Below are 16275 nucleotides of genomic sequence, written 5' to 3'. Positions count from 1 at the left end.
GATGATCTTCTTCAGCGGGTACTGTACCCCTTGCCGGATTCCGCGCTGCCGTCCGTTTGCCCTTCCGTGACCCCGCCATTTTTGCCATATCCCACGATATAGGTATCTGTAAGCTTATAGGAACGCCGGGCCACCCTGTCTTTCGTATTGCCTTCTATAGTAAATACTGTTTTGGACTTGCTGTCATAGCCTGTGACGATGCCTGTATGGTTCTGCCCGCTGCGGGTAAAAAAGATCACATCTCCGGCCTTCGGCGTATATCCCGAGGAGCGTTTGCTGTATCGGCCTTGCTTGATGTACCATTGTCTCCCGGCTTCAACACTTGCATATTTGGGTACTACACTGCCCAGGATTCCGGCTTCATTAGCGACATAGGAGACGAACATCGCACACCAGGGCTGATAGTTCAGCCCATACCATTTGCCGTAAGGCGTATTGTTGTCACCGCTTTTTTTGCCTTTGGGGACATGCTCCTTGAAGCCCTTCGCCAGTTCCTTCTCAGCGGCCGCAAGGAATTTATCAATGCCAGGGGGATTCCCGGTACTGCCGCCGTTTACACCGCCCTTAGCGTCCGGTGCTTCGGGCTTCGGTTTGGGTGGAAGCTGAGGATTCCCGGAGGGAGCCTGAAGCGCCGCGCTTTCCTTATAGGTGTTGTTGCGCCGGGTGGTATATTTGCCCATGACCTCATCTTTTAATGCTGCATGATGAATATTCTTGAGCGTCAGCGGAAGACCCGCCTTACGCACCGCCTCCACCACCCGGTTCGCTCCGCGCGGCGACTGATTCTTAAGATCCGCATAATAGACCAGCGCCTGGGGATCGGTAATGCCGAGCTTTCTCCCGCTATCCAGATAGACCTGAACATCCTTGCGGGCCTGCTCATCCTGTGCCTCCTTCCCTGCCTTGGCCGTCAATAAGGCGGCAAGCGCTTCTTTCTCCTTCAAGGTCAGCACCCGGGTATACCACCATTTATCCTGCTTGGCGTACTTGATGAGATCGTTCGCCAGACTGGCAGGCAGATGCTTCTTGAGCTTGGCTTCGTAATCTCTCTGGGATGGCGTTATATTCATTTTCTTGAAGGTGAGGAGGAGCAGCTCCCTGGCCCGTTCGCCGTGCCACTGTATTTTCCCGACACTTAAGCCGCCGCCGTCATCTGGAACCACAGTACCGTAATTGCCTTCATTGCCAAAAATCACGCCCATCGCCAGATCCGTAAGCTTCGTCTCTGTGAGCGTGTTGCTGCCCATTCCGGCGGAAGAATCAGCCTGCTTCAGCTCACTGAACAGCTTCTTCCAGGTGTGCGGGCCTACGACACCGGCCACGTCGCCTGTATTGCCCAGGGCATGGTCTGATTTAAAGGCATTCACCGCCTGCTTCGTCTTGGCGTCGAAACGGCCGTTCACCGTCACCTTATAGCCAAGCTCACGCAGCCGGATTTGCATGATCCGCACCTGCTCAGAGTACTCATGAGGGCTATATTTTAGCCCGCCCTGAATGATGCCGAACAAGTAGAGCCAGGTCATCTCGCCTACGATCCCGGCATCCTTGCCTGTATTGCCCAGTCCATAGGTCTTCTTAAAAGCGTTAACAGCCTGCTTGGTCTGCTTCCCGAAATAACCGTCTGCTTCAAGCGGATAACCTAATTCGGTCAGCCTCTTTTGCAGCAGCACTACCTCTTTGCTGTAGGCATCGGGATGATACGAGAGCTTGGAGGCAAGTGCTTTGATCCCCTCCGGCAATACCAGAGCTGCTGTTTGGGAGGCTGCGGCTGAGCCTTTGTTCAGGGAATTACCGGGTGCACTCTGCTTTTTGACAGATATCCGCTCCAGCCTGATGGTAGACTGCTTCTCTTCCCGCTGATACTGATCGGCTGCCCAGATGAGCGCAGCCGCTTTGCGGTCCAGCTCACCGGCGAGCGTTCCAGCCAGCAATCTGATTTGCTTAAGCAAGTTCTCCACACCATAGGCGGCAGACTGCACATAACCTTCCGTATATCGTTCGCGGGTTCTTGCCGCTGTCTGGCCTGCTGCCTGCTGCATACTGGTGCTGCTCCCGCTGATCTCCCGGCCCATCCGCTTCAAGCCGGCTGACAGCTCAGTCAGCCTTGTAGGGTCAACCTTTTGCGCCACTGTTCCGGCCTCCTTCCGCCTGCTTCACTTCTATGTCTGAACCATCACTTTCATGATGTCTGGTATGCTGAAGTTATGTATGATAAGCATAGCCGCGCCGGAAGCTTATGCTTCCGGCCGCCTATACCTATATTCCGCCTGCTTCTATCTGCGAAGCTGGCTGGCAATATCGCGATCGCTTTGTTCCTTGATCTCTGCTACCTTGTTCAATTGCATACTGATGCCATTCACACACTCGACCAGCTTGTCGAGCGACGGCTTCAACTGGTTAAATTCCTCAATGAAGGCCTTGGAGGATTCACCTTGCCACCATGCTTCAGCAGCTTTGATCTCACTATCCAGCTTGTTGATGATATCTTTAGCACTTTGGCCTTTAGCTTTAATGGAACTGGCTACACTTCTAGCCTGCTCAGGACTGAACACCTGTTTCACCATTCGATTCACCTCCCTTCGTGGAATCTATTGCCGTTACTTCTTCCTCGCAGCGGCTGCGGCCAGCGCGCGGCGGGCCTCTTCTTCCGCCTTCGCCTTCGCCCTGCGTTCATCGTCAGCCCGCTGGACAGCGCCCGCCAGGGCCTGCAGCTGATTCTGCAGCTCCCGCATCTGTCCAAGCAAACGGGTTACATCCCGGGTAATCTCCTGATACTCGCTGCGGTAAGTATCCCCGGCTCCGCCCTTCCACCAGCTGATGCTCTGAGCGGCACTGCTGTCATTCTTACTCTGCTCCCGGCGGATATCCTCCGCCGCACTGCTTACATTTCCTGACTGCCGGCGGATTTCTTGCGGCGTAGGCAACAAGCTCACCTCCTCAATTAGGACTACACGCAGGCCCTAAGTGGCCGTACGGATACCCGAGTATTTATTCTTCAGAATCAGGTAGCCATCGCCCGGCTCCAGCTCCTTCTCCTTCTCACCGTAAGGCAACCGGACGTTGAACAGATTCTGATCCTTCAGGCTGCCGAGCTGAAGTCCGCATTGTTCCTCGCGGACCGCCTTTCCGAGTCCGTCCCAGTTCCCGGCCAGTTCGGAGGTGTTATCTCCGGCAATAACGGCAACCTTAAGCGCCCGTTCCTGCTTCACCATTCGTTCCAGCAATTCTTTCAAGGCATAGAGATCACCATTCGTGAACTCCGTAAGCCGGTCAATGACGAAGACGATACGCGGCCATGATGCAAGCAGCTCTTCGGCTGCACCGCCTCTGCTCTTGACCTCCAGCAGGGAGCGGCGTCTGGCCTCCAGCTCATTCTTGATTTCTTCTACGAAGGCATACATATCTTCTACGCCTGCCAAATCCGTTACGCCGGGCTGCACCAGCACACTGTAGATTCCCATACTCCCCGAATCAAGCGCATAGATGGCGGTCTTCCCAGACTGTCTCAGCAGCTGTGTGACCCAGGATACCAGCAATGTGCTTTTACCGGACATGGGATCTCCGGCTACCATAACGATAGGTGTTGTGTCCAGATCCAGGACGACAGGCTGAAGGTCGCCATCTGCAAGTCCAATCGCCAGCCGCCCTTCCGGCAGGGCACAAGCCTCATTCAGCTTCCTTATGTCGATGGATGCTGGCATCACCGGAATTCGCGGTGCTTCCGTTAACAGCCCGGCGTCTGCCTGTTTACGCAAGTGAAGTATCCACTGCTCTACTCCACCATGCTTCTGCTCCGGCAGGAGCGGCAATGCCGTCTGGAACTCCAGCGGAGGCTTGCCGCGCACAAGTCCCCGGCCGGCCGCGCGTGATGGCTCCAGGCCTTCCGTGCGGCCGACAATCATTTCATATTCGCTTTTCTCCGTCATCTGCAGGCTGATGGCATTCTTGAAATTGATGGCGAACTTATAGCGCACAAGCGAAGCATTGGTAGCCGTAACCACCATATAGATTCCATATTTGGTCCCTTCCCGCGCCAGCACCACCATCTGCTCATCCAGTTCCTCATAGGTCTCCGATAAGGCGAAGTAGTTGTCAATCACAAGAACCAAAGACGCCAGCTTGCCGATCCTTGCCCGGTAATCGGCAAAGCCATCCGCCCCGCTGTCCTCAAAAATCCGCTTGCGCTCATTCATGGTGCGGAACAGGAACTTAGTAAACTGGAGAATAGTCTTCTCCTGCTCCAGCGTCATCACGCCTCCGCAATGGGGCAGCGCTTCAAGCGCTTTGAACGAAGATCCTCCGCAATCCATCAGGTATAAATGTACGTCTTCCGGTGAATAGCGGTACGCTGCTGACAAGCATAAGGTCCGCAGCAAGACCGTTTTACCCGTGCCTGGCGCACCATAGATGAAGAGATTGCCTTCCCCGGCCAAATCAAGCATCAATGCTTCCTGCCTTTGCCCGCGCGGGTCATCTACAAGTCCAACCGGGATACTTAGCGTCTCCTTGACGGCCGGCCAGCCGCCGGCTTCAGTCCAGCCGCCGCCAGCGCTGTACAATTCTCCTAAATGTACCGATTCAGACAGCGGAGGATGCCACGGTCCGGGGAGCGGATGAATGTCTGCACTCTGGGCAGAAGCGGCCAGCCATAGGGCCACGCTCTCCAATTGGCTTGGCACCTCCATCTCAGGCAGCTTCTCTTCATTCAGTGGATAGATCTGCTCCTGCTTGCCGTTGAGCTGCAGCCGGTAAATGCGTTTGTGCCGGAGGTGATGCCTTTGCTTGTTGTCCGGATCATAATTGGCTCCAGAGTAAGCCGACTGGAACATCTCAAAGATCTCGTCGTTGCCTACCTGAATGAATGCCCGCCCTGGCTCCTTGATCATTGCCGCATCTGGACGCTTAATCACATCCTTGCTGTCCGCTTCATCCTGGACCTTCAGACAGATCTTGAATTTCGCATTGCTCCAGATCTGATCATCCACGATTCCTGCCGGCTTCTGCGTAGCCAGGATCAGATGCACCCCGAGGCTTCGGCCTACTCGCGCGGCACTGACCAGCTCCTTCATGAAGTCGGGCTGATCCTGCTTCAGCTCCGCGAATTCATCGGCAATCATGATCAGATGCGGAATAGGCGTCATGCCGCGTTCCATTCCTCCGTTATGATACAGCTTCTGATAGCGGTCGATATTGTTGACCCCTTGTTCAGCGAACAGCCGCTGGCGGCGCAGCAGCTCGCTTTTGATAGAGAGCAGCGCCCGGTTCGTCTCATTCCCGCCCAGGTTGGTAATCGTCCCCACCAGGTGAGGGAGTCCCCGGAATACATCAGCCATCCCGCCGCCCTTGTAGTCAATCAGGACAAAAACCAGGTCATGCGGATGATAGTGGATCGCCAGTGAAATAATCAGGCTCTGAAGCAGCTCGCTTTTGCCGGAGCCTGTGGTTCCAGCTACCAGACCATGGGGACCATGCCCGCTCTCATGCAGATCCAAGCGGAATGAGGTTCCGCCTGCACGGACACCAATAGGGACACTCATTCCCCTGAACGTCTTGTTGCGGCTCCAAATGGACGGGAAATCCAGTTCCTCCACGGTACGGACCCCCAGCATGTCCAGCAGGGTGACCGAAGCAGGAAGAGCAAACGCGGCTCCTGTGGACCGCAGACGTAGAGGGGCCAGCTTACGGGCCGACTGTTCAAGCGTTCTCGTATTCACCTGATCGGGTACGAAGGTCAGCTTGACTCCCGATACCTTATCCGCCAGCTCAGCACTCTTGTTGTTCATATGGATTACTACGCGGCTGTTCATCGGCAGATAGGCCTTATTAGCTGCAATGAACATTGAAGATACACCCAGCCTCGCATTCCCGTTATACAGATAATTGTAGATGGGTTCATTCTCCAGCAGCGAAGGATCTTCAATGATAAAGACATAATGCGGATGCAGGCTGCCGGGAACCGTGCGCAGCTCCCTCTCTCTCAGAATATCCTGCAATTCACCCAGTACAGGATGGGCCATAGGCCGGCCACAGAGCAGGTAACGGGTGGTGAAATCTTCATTCCACACATGGGGCAGATGCTTAAGCCAGCTCCAGTCCTGAACCCGTTCCTCCGGCACCAGCAGCACGAGCTTCACATCATCGTATCCGTGATGAGTCACCAGTTGCAGGACCATTTGCTGCAGCAGCTGCCGGGTTCGCTCTGTATCCCCTGCGAGGCCGCAAATTTCAGCTTCCAGCAGGTTAACGGTAACCGGTGCATCAGGAACCTTGGCGAACTCCAGCGCCAGACGGTGCGGCTCCATCAACAGCGGGTCATTCTCCAGCACGACGGCCTGCTTGTTGTATACGACACGCAGAGCGGAGGGCACACTGCCCACCCCCAGCCGCAAGGAGAGAAAATCCTGGTGAACCGGCGTCCGTTCCCACAGCTTGCTGTCGTGTTGTTGAAGTCTATGCAGACAGGCTTCAGGCTCCGGGTTCATCTCGTGCAGCGCCTTGCTCTGCTGGGTCCGGGCCAGGGACAGCTCGGCCCGGACATCGGCAATATATTGCAGATACTTCTGCTCCCGCTCCTTCTTCTGCCGGTTATACTTACGGATCTGTGACGCTGCACCCGTGAATGAGAACAGAAGCGTGGTTACCGTCATGGCTATGGACAGCATCATATACATAGACTGGGCTGTCAGTGCCAGCAGCACGGTAATGACAAGCATTACGGCAGGGGGCACCAGCAGAGCCATCCAGGCGATCTCCGGTTTGGCATACGCATGCGGAGGATTCGGAATTTCCAGTTCACCGCCAGGCATATCCGGCAAAAATCTCGGCTGGCGGCTGAATTCATAAGCTTTGACCATCGTCATCCCCCTTACCGGTATCTGTCTGCCTGAAAGCGGACCGCCAGTCCGCCAGACATTGGCATGGTATACCAAGATTCTTGATGAATGAAGAACAGTTGCCCGTCTACCTTATGTATGCGGTCTGCACGTTCCCCGTAGATGCGCAGGCTCTCACCAGACTTCAGATCGAGTCTATACATCGAGCCGTCATTGCCTGCATTGCAGCAGTAGATGTAACCACCCTCGCTGACCATGCTGAGCGGAATCAGGTCCGGGTAGGTTTCACGCTCACCGGACAACGGATCAAGCAGCGTCAAGGCATGTCCGTTCGTCAGATCCGCATACAGCAGCCGCGCTCCGCAAGTCTGCAGATAAGCAGCGCCTCCCTCAATCAGCCGGGTGGAACGGTTATCGTCCAATGGACAACTGTAGATCCCTTGTGCGCAGGCATAATAGAGCTGTTCTCCCAAGATCGTATAGCATTGCACCACACTGTCCGTAAGGCGTTCGGGCTTGCGTCCATCCGGCAGGCAGCGGTACAATCTGCCATCCTTCTCGTTGATGTAATACAGCCAGCCTGCTCTGAGTCTGATCTCGCGGCAAGGCTCTTGAAGCACCACTTTCAGCTCCTGTGTTCCCGTATCCACTCTAACCAGGACATTGCCACGGCTCTGGTCACTGGCGAACAGCATGCCGCCCGCTTCATTCATGAACCAGAGGATTCCCGGTAGCCTTGCAGCTGAGCCTTCATCCCTGTTTAACAGGTAAGTGCCCGGTTCCGGCTCCAGCGTCCCGCAGAGATCCGTGATGTAGAACGCACCCGGACTCTGTAACAGAAGTCCGCCGCCTGCAATATTATCATTCATGCTGTCATTCCTCTCCTATCAGTGTCAGCAGCGCGCCGTGGCTGACACCCTCTTCCTCAAGTGAACGTGCGCTCTCCAGAATACGGCCCAGCGGCTCTGCCTGCAGCCTGCCTCTTTGCGGCTGCTTCAGCGCAAGCGGCTCCTCCAGCATCTCCAGCAGTTCAGCTACCGGGATCTCCGCAGGCAGCTTCAGTTCAGCTTCCACCGTTCCTGCCTTCAGTGTGACCATCACATATTCCATCAGCCTCGTCTCCTAAGGTCCTTAATTCTTCACAGAGAGTACAGTCATCCGCTCGCCTGTCATAACGAAATCCACATCCTGCCCGGCTTCACGGGCCAGCCGTAAATAGCTGGTCTTGAATACATAAGGGACTTCTGCCCGGACATGTACTTCTGTGGTTTCCCGCTCATTCCAGCCCTCAGTCTCATGTCTAAATTCAAGAGTTACCTGTATCGCCTGCTGCTCACCTGTGAAGGTTAGCTGCCCGCCCTCATTCCTGGTCAGTCCGGCTTTCATCGCTGCACCGAATGCTTCAGCGAAATACTCCGCGAAACGTTCTTCATCCACCTCCGCATCCAGCCCCCGCAGCTTCTCATAGACCAGGCTCCGGTCCTTGGCAGAACGCAGCGCGTTATTAAGCGCCGTACTCAGCACAATCTGCTCGCGTGAAATATTGAACACCTCGGTGAGCGGTGCAATCAGGATGGACAGCATCACAGCGATCAGAATGGACACCGCGAATGTTCTCAAGTCCTTCAGTCCCCGCTTCTCATCTCAGTGAGTTAATCGAAATAATAGTCCAGATCCTTATAGTGCTTCAGCCCGACTGACGTCAGCGAGAAGGATACGGGAATCTCCGTGCGGATCTCTTCCCCCCATAACCTGACGCTCAGCGGATAAACTGCGCGTACCGTGACCGTCACGGGCTCGCCCCGCTGGCGGTAGGGCTTCTCCAGTTCGGTAGCATTGGCATAGACCGTCTCGTCATCGTTGCCGATGGCCCTGCCGTTATCTTCATTCAAGGCCTCAACCTCGATCTGATCCGGGTGCTCCCTGTAGATCGGGCGCTCCTTCAGGCGCTTCAGCGCATCATCATAATAGGATTGCTTGATATAATTATCTCCGGCAGCGACCTGTGACAGGTTGAAGGTCTCGATGACCAGGGTCATGTACCATGGGAAGAAGAACACCAGATTGGTGAACACCATAATGCTGGCTGCCACCACAATCGCGACCAGAAAGGATTTTGCGACACCCCGCATAGCCGGTGTACCTCCTTCAGATTACTGTGTGAATTTCTCAATCTGCTTCATGAACAGATCCCAAATATCACCGATCCAGGCTCCCAGATTCCCTTGCACAATTACGATAGCCGCACCGATAATGACGATAGCCGCTACGGTAAGTGCAATCTGCTTCACCCCGATATCCCCGCGTTCCTCTGTCCAAAAGCTCTCTTGATTCTTAGACTTAGCCACGTTCTGCGAATTCTTCTCCATATTGTTCAACCTCCGAAAATAAAGTTTTATTGAAACATTTCCAGTGAACCTCTGAACAGGAACAGATAATAAATGGCAATGTACACGAACAAGATGATAATGAGTATCCATTGAATTCGTGCATTGCTGCGCTCCCGCCGCAGCAGCTCCTTCTCCAGCGCTTCCACCCGGAATTGATTGACCTCATTCTTGAGGTACACCATCTGGGAGACATTGTCATAGCCTCTAAGGCGGGTCTCCATGATGTCGCAGAACTTGATCACATAACGCATCGGAACCCGTTTCTTGAGCTGCTTCAGCGCATATTCCTCACCGTATTCAATATTATCCAGCATCACACCCAGCTCTTCGGCCATATCCTGGCCCGCATGGGGCAGGTAATCACGAATCACATCGGCCAGATAGATATTGATGGATTTGGAGTACTGGTAGTAGACCATGCTGTAAAAGGCAGGGAAATCAAGCGAGATATTGCGGTTCTTCTTCTCAATGCGTTCTTCAAGGCTCTTCACCGGATAGATCCAGCCCAGCAGAATGAAGATGGCGGTCACACAGCCGAGCAGCCGGTTGGCACTGCCCAGCACGAGGGTCAGAAGGATTCCGCCAGAAGCGTAGAGCCATTGATTCAACCGGATCTCCTCCGGCCGGACCGCCAGCTCCAGCCGGTCGATCATCTTGCGGAAGCGGATGCGGTCCGCTGTGCCTACAAGTCCTGTCATATATTTCAGGGCAAAATTCTTTTTATACAGCGCTACTCTTTGCTTCAGCTGCGTGCTTTTACGTTCGTTCATGAACCGGCGTGCACGCTTCTTTTTGCGCCCGCTTACTGGCTTCAGCATGGGCAGGAGAAACAGCTTAATCAAATACAGAATGGACGTTAAGGCACACACCTTGGCGATAAAGATCATTTACGGTCACTTCCTCCCCCAAGGTTCCCCTGGAGCGCCTGGGTGCGGGCAAAGCTCAGGCAGATTACACAGATCATCATGGTGTTAATCAGCTTCCCGGCCTGCGTCTCCAGCATGAACTCGCGAAATCCGTCAATGGACAGAGCGTAGATGAAGAATAGCAGTACAATGACGGTTTTCATCAGGAAATCGCGGTTCATTTTACGGAAAATCGTCTCCTTACGCGCATTGATCTCCCGCAGCACCGCATTCTCATCGACAATATCCAGGAATATGTCAGCCATTCCCTTGCGTTCGTTATATTCAAACACAATCGCCTTCTTCGTAAAATCATCGAACTTGGGACCGAGCTGCCGGTTGAGCAGGGTGATGGCCTGCCTGAAGCTGTATCCGTTATTCTCGCAGTTATCTATGAACTGCCGGAGATAGACCCGGATGTTGGGGCTGATGTATTCATCACTCTCCATCACCTTCTTAATTGCGACCAGCACGCCGTCCCGGGCCAGCGGACAGATCAGGTCCTCTGCGTCCATAATATTCTCGATATCCTGGGCACGGATGATCTTGGACTGCATCACGAACCAGGTCATTAGGCCGACAAAGATCGAGATCGTTACAACTACCGACAACGTAACGCTGTTCATGAAGAACACAATGACTACAGCGACCAGCGCAAAAGAAATGCAGAGCAGCGAGGTGAAGCTCTCCAGGGTAACCGGGAGGTTGAAATCCAGAATCAGCCCTTCCACCAGCCGGTTGTATTTCGCGACCGGGTTCTCCTTTCGCTTGACGATGCGCTCCCGCTTAATCCGGGCCACGTAACGCTTGGTATTGTATTTACCAAGATGGTCAGCCACCGTGTCCAGCAAATCTAAGAGGCGGTGAAGAGAGCCCTCGAAGAAGCGTACCTGAAACACGGTATTGTACAGCACAAAGGCTGAAGCGCCGAGCAGCACACTAATGAGTAAGTTCACATTCATCGAATGCATACCCCTCCGTTTCATCCTCGAGGGGCTCCCGGGTGAGGAATTCAAACCGGCTGCGCTTAATGCCGGCCTTAATCATAGACTCCTGGGCACGCAGAGAGAGCTTACCCACCCGCTTATGCCGCCCGATGATTTGGACCACCCTGGTGCCTCCCGCCTCTTCCACCACATCATCATAGATGAACTTATAAATCGGATTGATCAGCGGCTTCAAGCCTTCTGATCCCAGAATCTCTGAGATCGACGTGACCTTGCGGGTCCCGTCAGCCAGCTTCTCCTGGTAGATGACGAACCGGACTGCACTGCAAATGTTGCGCAAGGCAAGCTCAGCCGGTTCATTGGAGACCATCAGATAGGCCGTCAGGAAGCGGTAGATCGCCTCCTCATCCCCTTCGGCATGGAGCGTGGTGAAGAAGAAATGCCCGGTCTGTGCCGCCCGCAGTGCAGTGGCGAATTCACCCGGGGTCCGCAGCTCGCCCGGCCCGATCCAATGGGGAGATTGCCGCATCGCATTAATCAGCAGATTCTCCATCGTAGCCGGACTGGCATCATCCTCTTCAGGCACGGATTCGTACTGCAGCACATCATTGATGACGGGGCCGAATTCTCCGCCTTCCCGGCGGTGCAGCCGCATTTCGGACGGATTCTCAATCGTGATGATCCGGGAGAGCGGATGAATCTGCTTCACTAGCACTTCATTTAGCGTAGTTTTACCGCTGCCGGTTGGACCTACGGTAATCCATGACTGGTCTGCTTTGGGAATTAGAGAGAGCAGCCGGAACATGTTGACGGAGAAGCTCTGTTCTTGAATCATCATGGCCGGAGTGAGACTTTTTTTGCTGAATTTACGGATGACAAAAGCAGGCAGCTCATAGGGCGAGATTTCCGCATGTGTGGCATTCACCCGGTACCCTTCCACCGTCCGGGCATTCACCATCGGAACCTTCGGTGTTAGGCGCATCTTGGATACTCCAATTAACTTCGATATGATGCGCTCCATATGTTCGCGGTCCGTGAAATGCTGTTCCCAGCGCAGCGTTTTACCGCCGGTCTCCACGAAGATCTGTTCCGGCCCGTTGGCCCGGATCTCGTCAATTTGCGGGTCCTCCATGGCTTCGGTGATCGGACCGTAGTGCGTGATTTCATTAATCAGCGCATTTTTGAGGGACTGTAGTCCGCTATAGCCCTCCACGCTGGGCTTCTGGCTATCGACGAACTCCATAATATAGCCTTGGGTCATTTCCCGTTTGCGGACCGGGTCTCTCTCCCGGCGGAAGGCATTCGTTGCTGCCTTGCTAATGTATTTCTGGCACAATTCCAGCGCTTCCTCGAAGCTGATCGTTGTGTATTTATTTTTGAGTGCATCCATATCTTCCGCTTGAATGCTGTGGTGCGAGAACTTCTGCTGCATTTCGCTTACTTTTGCCCGGGTTAGCAAGGCTCAGGCCTCCTTCACTGATTAATGATGGCATCCCTCAGACGGTTCATTTCCTTCATAAATGCCTTATTTTGCAGCGGATGATCTTTAACGTAGAGCTTGCCGTCTTGGGTGTATGCCGCTGCAGCCTTCACGAAGGGCAGTGCTGCTGCGATCTGAAAGCCCATCTGCTTGAACACCTTATAGTCCAGCCCGATCTCATGCAGGTTCATCATAATGACACTGGTGAACTTGGCTGTGCTGATGCCGATGGAGGCGGCGAAGTCCAGAAGCTTGGTCATATTGCCCGGAGCCTCGATCCGCTCGGCTGCTGTGAAATATCCAATATGGCAATGCTTCATCGCCCCCGTGCAGAATTCGAGTGGGGGATTATATGGGATGTCGAGCAGGACAATATCGAACATCCCCTTAAGTGTGGCTAATACCTGTTCAATATGCGCGAAACCAAATTCGAAGTATTCCTCCAGCAGATCATAGGGACTGGGAGAGAGCAGATACAGGTTCTCCTCAGAGGTAGGAGCAATATCCTCACGCATATCCGCTTTATCGCTTTTGAGCACCCGGATCAGCCCTTTTCCTCTGGCGGGAGGGTCAACACCAAACAGATAATAGAGATTCGGATTGAACACTTTAAAATCCACGATACAGGTATTGAAGCCCTGTTGTGCCAGCAGATAGCCTAAATTGCCGATCAGCATGGCCTGATCTGTACCCTCACAGGCCGGCAAGAAGCCAATAACGCTATAGATTAGCGGGCTGTCCCGGAACTCGGCTCCGACCAGCTCCTTGGAGGATATCTTGCGGAAGATGCTCTCCAGCTTCTTTACTTCTTTTCGATCCATGATTCCACCTCATTTTGCAGTGTAGGCAGCTCATCCATAATTACCGTGCTGCCGCTTCTGCTGAGCATCGTAATCAGAAAGCTTTTGCTGTCCAGGCTTTTGTATTTGGCATACTTGTTAATCTCCTCACCTGAGCCTTCCAGCAGCAGAGCCTTGGGCTGAATGTTCTTCAGGAAATCGTCGCTGCGCATGACCTCCTGCCGTTTATCCTCGCTCAGCTTCAGCACTTCCTTGTATACCTCATAGATCGAATGGCTGCTCGCGTTGAGCATATCCTTGATGACAATACTGTCGAACAGAATATCGGTCTTCGTGACGGAGGACTGTGAAGGGTTGAATACGGCATTGGGATTGCCTCCTGCGCCAGAAGCCACTGCTTCTTCCACATTGTAAGATACACGGATACGGACACGGTCTCCAGGCATCAGAATGTCTCCGCCAGCCTCAAGGAAGTTGTAAGGCAGGGTGAGGACTTCCTGCTTCTCACCCAGCTTATACAGCCATTCATTCTTGACCGGCTTCTCATCCAGCAGCTGATCCTCATACAGGACACTATTGTCGCGCATATAATACTTCGTGAACTTGCCCAGTACGTCAGGGAGCTTGTCCGCTGATACCATATCCGGTGTATACTCTGTGCGGATAATGTTATAGGTCTCCACTTGCTTGTCTGTCAGCACCGTAAAGGCGGGCAGCCCCCCCTTCTGAGTCAGCCGCAGCACCTCTACCGTATCACGGGCATCCTGGCTGGCATTGGTAATGACTATGTATGAGACGGCAATGACGGTCAGACTGAACAGCACTGCACCCATTCGTTTCAGCAGGTTCCGGTTGGGAGCCACATTTTTTACACCTCTGATATCCATCTACCCCGAACCCTCCATTAATCTAAGAAGTATGGTGCCGAACGCCCGCTCGAACTCCGGCCCGCTGTTCACAATCGGGATATCACTTTCGATCTGCTGGTCAAATTCGGCACTGGCGGGCACGTATCCGGCCAGTGCCGGTTCGAACCGGAAGCTGTCACTCAGGCCCGAGCCAAGGAGCTCTGCGACCTTCTCCGGGGTAAACAGATCACCGTGAAAGCGAAAGCTGTGATTATAGCGGGTGACAATCACTTTGGTCTTGGCATTCAGATAGGCGGCAGAATCCCTTGTAAGCACTAATTCAATATTCCGCAGGGTGCTTAATACTGAATACAGGTTGTTAGGCACACACAGCGCGAAGGTATCCATATGAATGAGCGCACTCTCCATCTGCCGCATGGCATCCAGCGGGAGATCGAGTACAACAAGGTTGAAGTTATTCCGCAGTGCCGATAACAACCCGGCCAGCTTCTCGCTGGTATAGAATTGCTGAATGGCCCGCTGGTCCTGGAACCCGTAGCTGAGTGTAGTGATCCATAGATTTCCTTGGACAGGAAAAGCATTGGTCCTGTATTCCTGCGGCTTCGCCAGCATCCGGATCAAGGAGCTCCCCAGATGCTCATCCTTGCGCGCCTGTTCATCGAAGCCGCTGAAATAGAGGTTAAGCCCTCTGTATTCAGCGTCCATATCGACAAGGATCGTGTTCAGCCCGCGCTTGGCAGCTTCTGCCGCCAGATTGACCGCGGTGCTCGTCAGCCCGCTGCCCCGGTGTCCGGTCACCGCCACGACCCGGCTCATCCCCCGGCTAATGTTCGCCAGCTCCCGGGAGAGCGGGTCAGTGGACTGGATCGCTTCGGCATCCTTACCTTTGGAACGGAACCGGTCCAGAAAAGAACGCTTCTTGCCCTTCAGCTCACCTGATTCATTCCCGCTGCCTTGCGTAGAGCGTATATCCTGGCTGCCTGATCCCCGCCCCTTATTCCTCTGACGATCTCCAAGCTGTGCTAAAGCCTGCTTCAGCACTGAGGCCGGCAGCCTGGGTGTATAATATTCATGAACACTGAGCTTCGCATATTGTCTTGCAAGTGATGACCAAGCTTCTCTCTGACCCGGGTCTCTCGTGAATATAATTACCGGAGTGCCTTCCCGGGTCTGGGATAGATGCTCTAGCAGAGTATGAATATACGCCATGTCAGCAGCCAGTCCGTCCGGCAATCCTTCGTCTGTAATCACAATAGCGTCCGGCCCGGGAATCGTAAGATTCTGCAAGTATCCGGCTGTCTCCCGGACCCGCAGGCCTCCTTCATTCATAGTTGTCCACGGATCAGCGATATGGGCAGTGATGTACCCGTGAGCTGTACCTGCGAGTAGAAGTACCCTCATCCTCAATCCTCTTTCATTGTAATTTTGCCTGGCAAGCCACCCGGGCTGACAGCCTTGACACAGGGCGACACATCATGAGAACATTTTCCATAAAACGACTAATAGTGCATATCACAAAACCCAGCACAGCACACAGAATCCGAGGCGGTGTCCCTATATGAAACTCCTATTGTTATCCAGCCTTATGCTACTCCTGACCTTATGCAGTCTAAGTGATATCCGCCGGCGCAGGATTCCCAACCTTCTGGCAGCCTTAATTCTGGGAACGGGTATTCTTCATATGATTCTGTACGGCTCTCTTCTGAACTCCCTGAGCGGCTTACTTCTTCCTGCCGCCCCCCTTCTTCTCTTGCGCAGGCACTCCCGTTCGATAGGAGCAGGAGATATTAAGCTGATCTCGGCTGCAGGGGTATGGCTGGGAGGACTCCTGAATCTGGTCCTGTTCGGTGCGGCTTGTATGTTATGTGCTCTGGTATTGCTGCTCAAGCGGACAGCTGGACACAACCTTCCAGGCTCCGTTCCCTTCGCTCCTTTTCTTGCTGTTCCTGTCATTCTGACCGTATTCATTATGTATTAACTTCATTTGATTTAGCTTTTCTCAATTGGTAATATTTCCTTCTGTTTTTAATTAATCCAATGGCAGGTGATTT

16 protein-coding genes are annotated in these 16275 nt (G+C 53.7%); 1 reads left to right on the top strand and 15 read right to left on the bottom strand.

The features are described 5' to 3' along the window. Positions 1–11: 11 nt before the first annotated feature. From MKX63_RS23055 to MKX63_RS22985, 15 genes are all read right to left on the bottom strand, one after another. Complete coding sequence (locus MKX63_RS23055) at positions 12–2129, bottom strand: NlpC/P60 family protein (RefSeq protein ID WP_341020341.1); 2118 nt, start codon at positions 2127–2129, stop codon at positions 12–14. A 144-nt stretch (positions 2130–2273) separates the two neighbouring features. Beyond that, entirely contained in the window at positions 2274–2564 is a 291-nt protein-coding gene (locus MKX63_RS23050; protein ID WP_036702412.1) for a WXG100 family type VII secretion target, read from the bottom strand. Between the two features lie 33 nt (positions 2565–2597). Further along, complete coding sequence (locus MKX63_RS23045; protein WP_341020339.1) at positions 2598–2924, bottom strand: WXG100 family type VII secretion target; 327 nt, start codon at positions 2922–2924, stop codon at positions 2598–2600. Between the two features lie 36 nt (positions 2925–2960). Beyond that, complete coding sequence (essC, locus tag MKX63_RS23040; RefSeq protein ID WP_341020338.1) at positions 2961–6854, bottom strand: type VII secretion protein EssC; 3894 nt, start codon at positions 6852–6854, stop codon at positions 2961–2963. A gap of 11 nt (positions 6855–6865) precedes the next feature. Continuing rightward, a complete protein-coding gene (locus tag MKX63_RS23035) occupies positions 6866–7702 on the bottom strand; it encodes a DUF5050 domain-containing protein (RefSeq protein ID WP_341020337.1) in 837 nt (278 codons plus the stop codon). Between the two features lie 4 nt (positions 7703–7706). Beyond that, on the bottom strand, positions 7707–7943 hold the full coding sequence (locus MKX63_RS23030) for an EsaB/YukD family protein (protein WP_341020335.1): 237 nt from the start codon (positions 7941–7943) through the stop codon (positions 7707–7709). A gap of 21 nt (positions 7944–7964) precedes the next feature. Further along, complete coding sequence (locus MKX63_RS23025) at positions 7965–8453, bottom strand: hypothetical protein (RefSeq protein ID WP_341020334.1); 489 nt, start codon at positions 8451–8453, stop codon at positions 7965–7967. A gap of 32 nt (positions 8454–8485) precedes the next feature. Then, positions 8486–8965 (bottom strand): hypothetical protein, encoded by a 480-nt coding sequence (locus MKX63_RS23020; protein ID WP_341020333.1) that lies wholly within the window; start codon positions 8963–8965, stop codon positions 8486–8488. A gap of 21 nt (positions 8966–8986) precedes the next feature. Next, a complete protein-coding gene (locus tag MKX63_RS23015) occupies positions 8987–9202 on the bottom strand; it encodes a hypothetical protein (RefSeq protein WP_341020332.1) in 216 nt (71 codons plus the stop codon). Positions 9203–9228: 26 nt separating this feature from the next. Next, positions 9229–10110 carry a hypothetical protein gene (locus MKX63_RS23010; protein ID WP_341020330.1) on the bottom strand — a complete coding sequence of 294 codons (882 nt, stop codon included), beginning with the start codon at positions 10108–10110 and terminating at the stop codon, positions 9229–9231. Then, complete coding sequence (locus MKX63_RS23005) at positions 10107–11090, bottom strand: hypothetical protein (RefSeq protein WP_341020329.1); 984 nt, start codon at positions 11088–11090, stop codon at positions 10107–10109. The genes MKX63_RS23010 and MKX63_RS23005 overlap by 4 nt, the downstream gene beginning before the upstream one ends. After that, the gene (locus MKX63_RS23000) at positions 11068–12534 is read right to left on the bottom strand and encodes an ATPase, T2SS/T4P/T4SS family (protein ID WP_341020327.1); all 1467 of its coding nucleotides are present in this window, start codon (positions 12532–12534) and stop codon (positions 11068–11070) included. The genes MKX63_RS23005 and MKX63_RS23000 overlap by 23 nt, the downstream gene beginning before the upstream one ends. Positions 12535–12548: 14 nt before the next feature. Further along, entirely contained in the window at positions 12549–13376 is an 828-nt protein-coding gene (locus MKX63_RS22995) for a hypothetical protein (RefSeq protein WP_341020326.1), read from the bottom strand. Further along, positions 13358–14242 (bottom strand): hypothetical protein, encoded by an 885-nt coding sequence (locus MKX63_RS22990; RefSeq protein WP_341020325.1) that lies wholly within the window; start codon positions 14240–14242, stop codon positions 13358–13360. Before MKX63_RS22990 ends, MKX63_RS22995 begins: the two co-directional genes overlap by 19 nt. Continuing rightward, positions 14243–15625 carry a hypothetical protein gene (locus tag MKX63_RS22985; RefSeq protein WP_341020324.1) on the bottom strand — a complete coding sequence of 461 codons (1383 nt, stop codon included), beginning with the start codon at positions 15623–15625 and terminating at the stop codon, positions 14243–14245. It abuts the gene before it with no gap. Positions 15626–15782: 157 nt separating this feature from the next. Here MKX63_RS22985 and MKX63_RS22980 point away from each other — a divergent pair, with 157 nt between their 5' ends. Beyond that, the gene (locus MKX63_RS22980; protein ID WP_341020323.1) at positions 15783–16202 is read left to right on the top strand and encodes a prepilin peptidase; all 420 of its coding nucleotides are present in this window, start codon (positions 15783–15785) and stop codon (positions 16200–16202) included. The last annotated feature ends 73 nt before the right edge of the window (positions 16203–16275 follow it).

Origin of the sequence: Paenibacillus sp. FSL R7-0179 (assembly GCF_038002265.1) — a bacterium.
Lineage (GTDB): Bacteria > Bacillota > Bacilli > Paenibacillales > Paenibacillaceae > Paenibacillus_AQ.
This window is presented reverse-complemented; position numbering and strand designations above follow the sequence as displayed.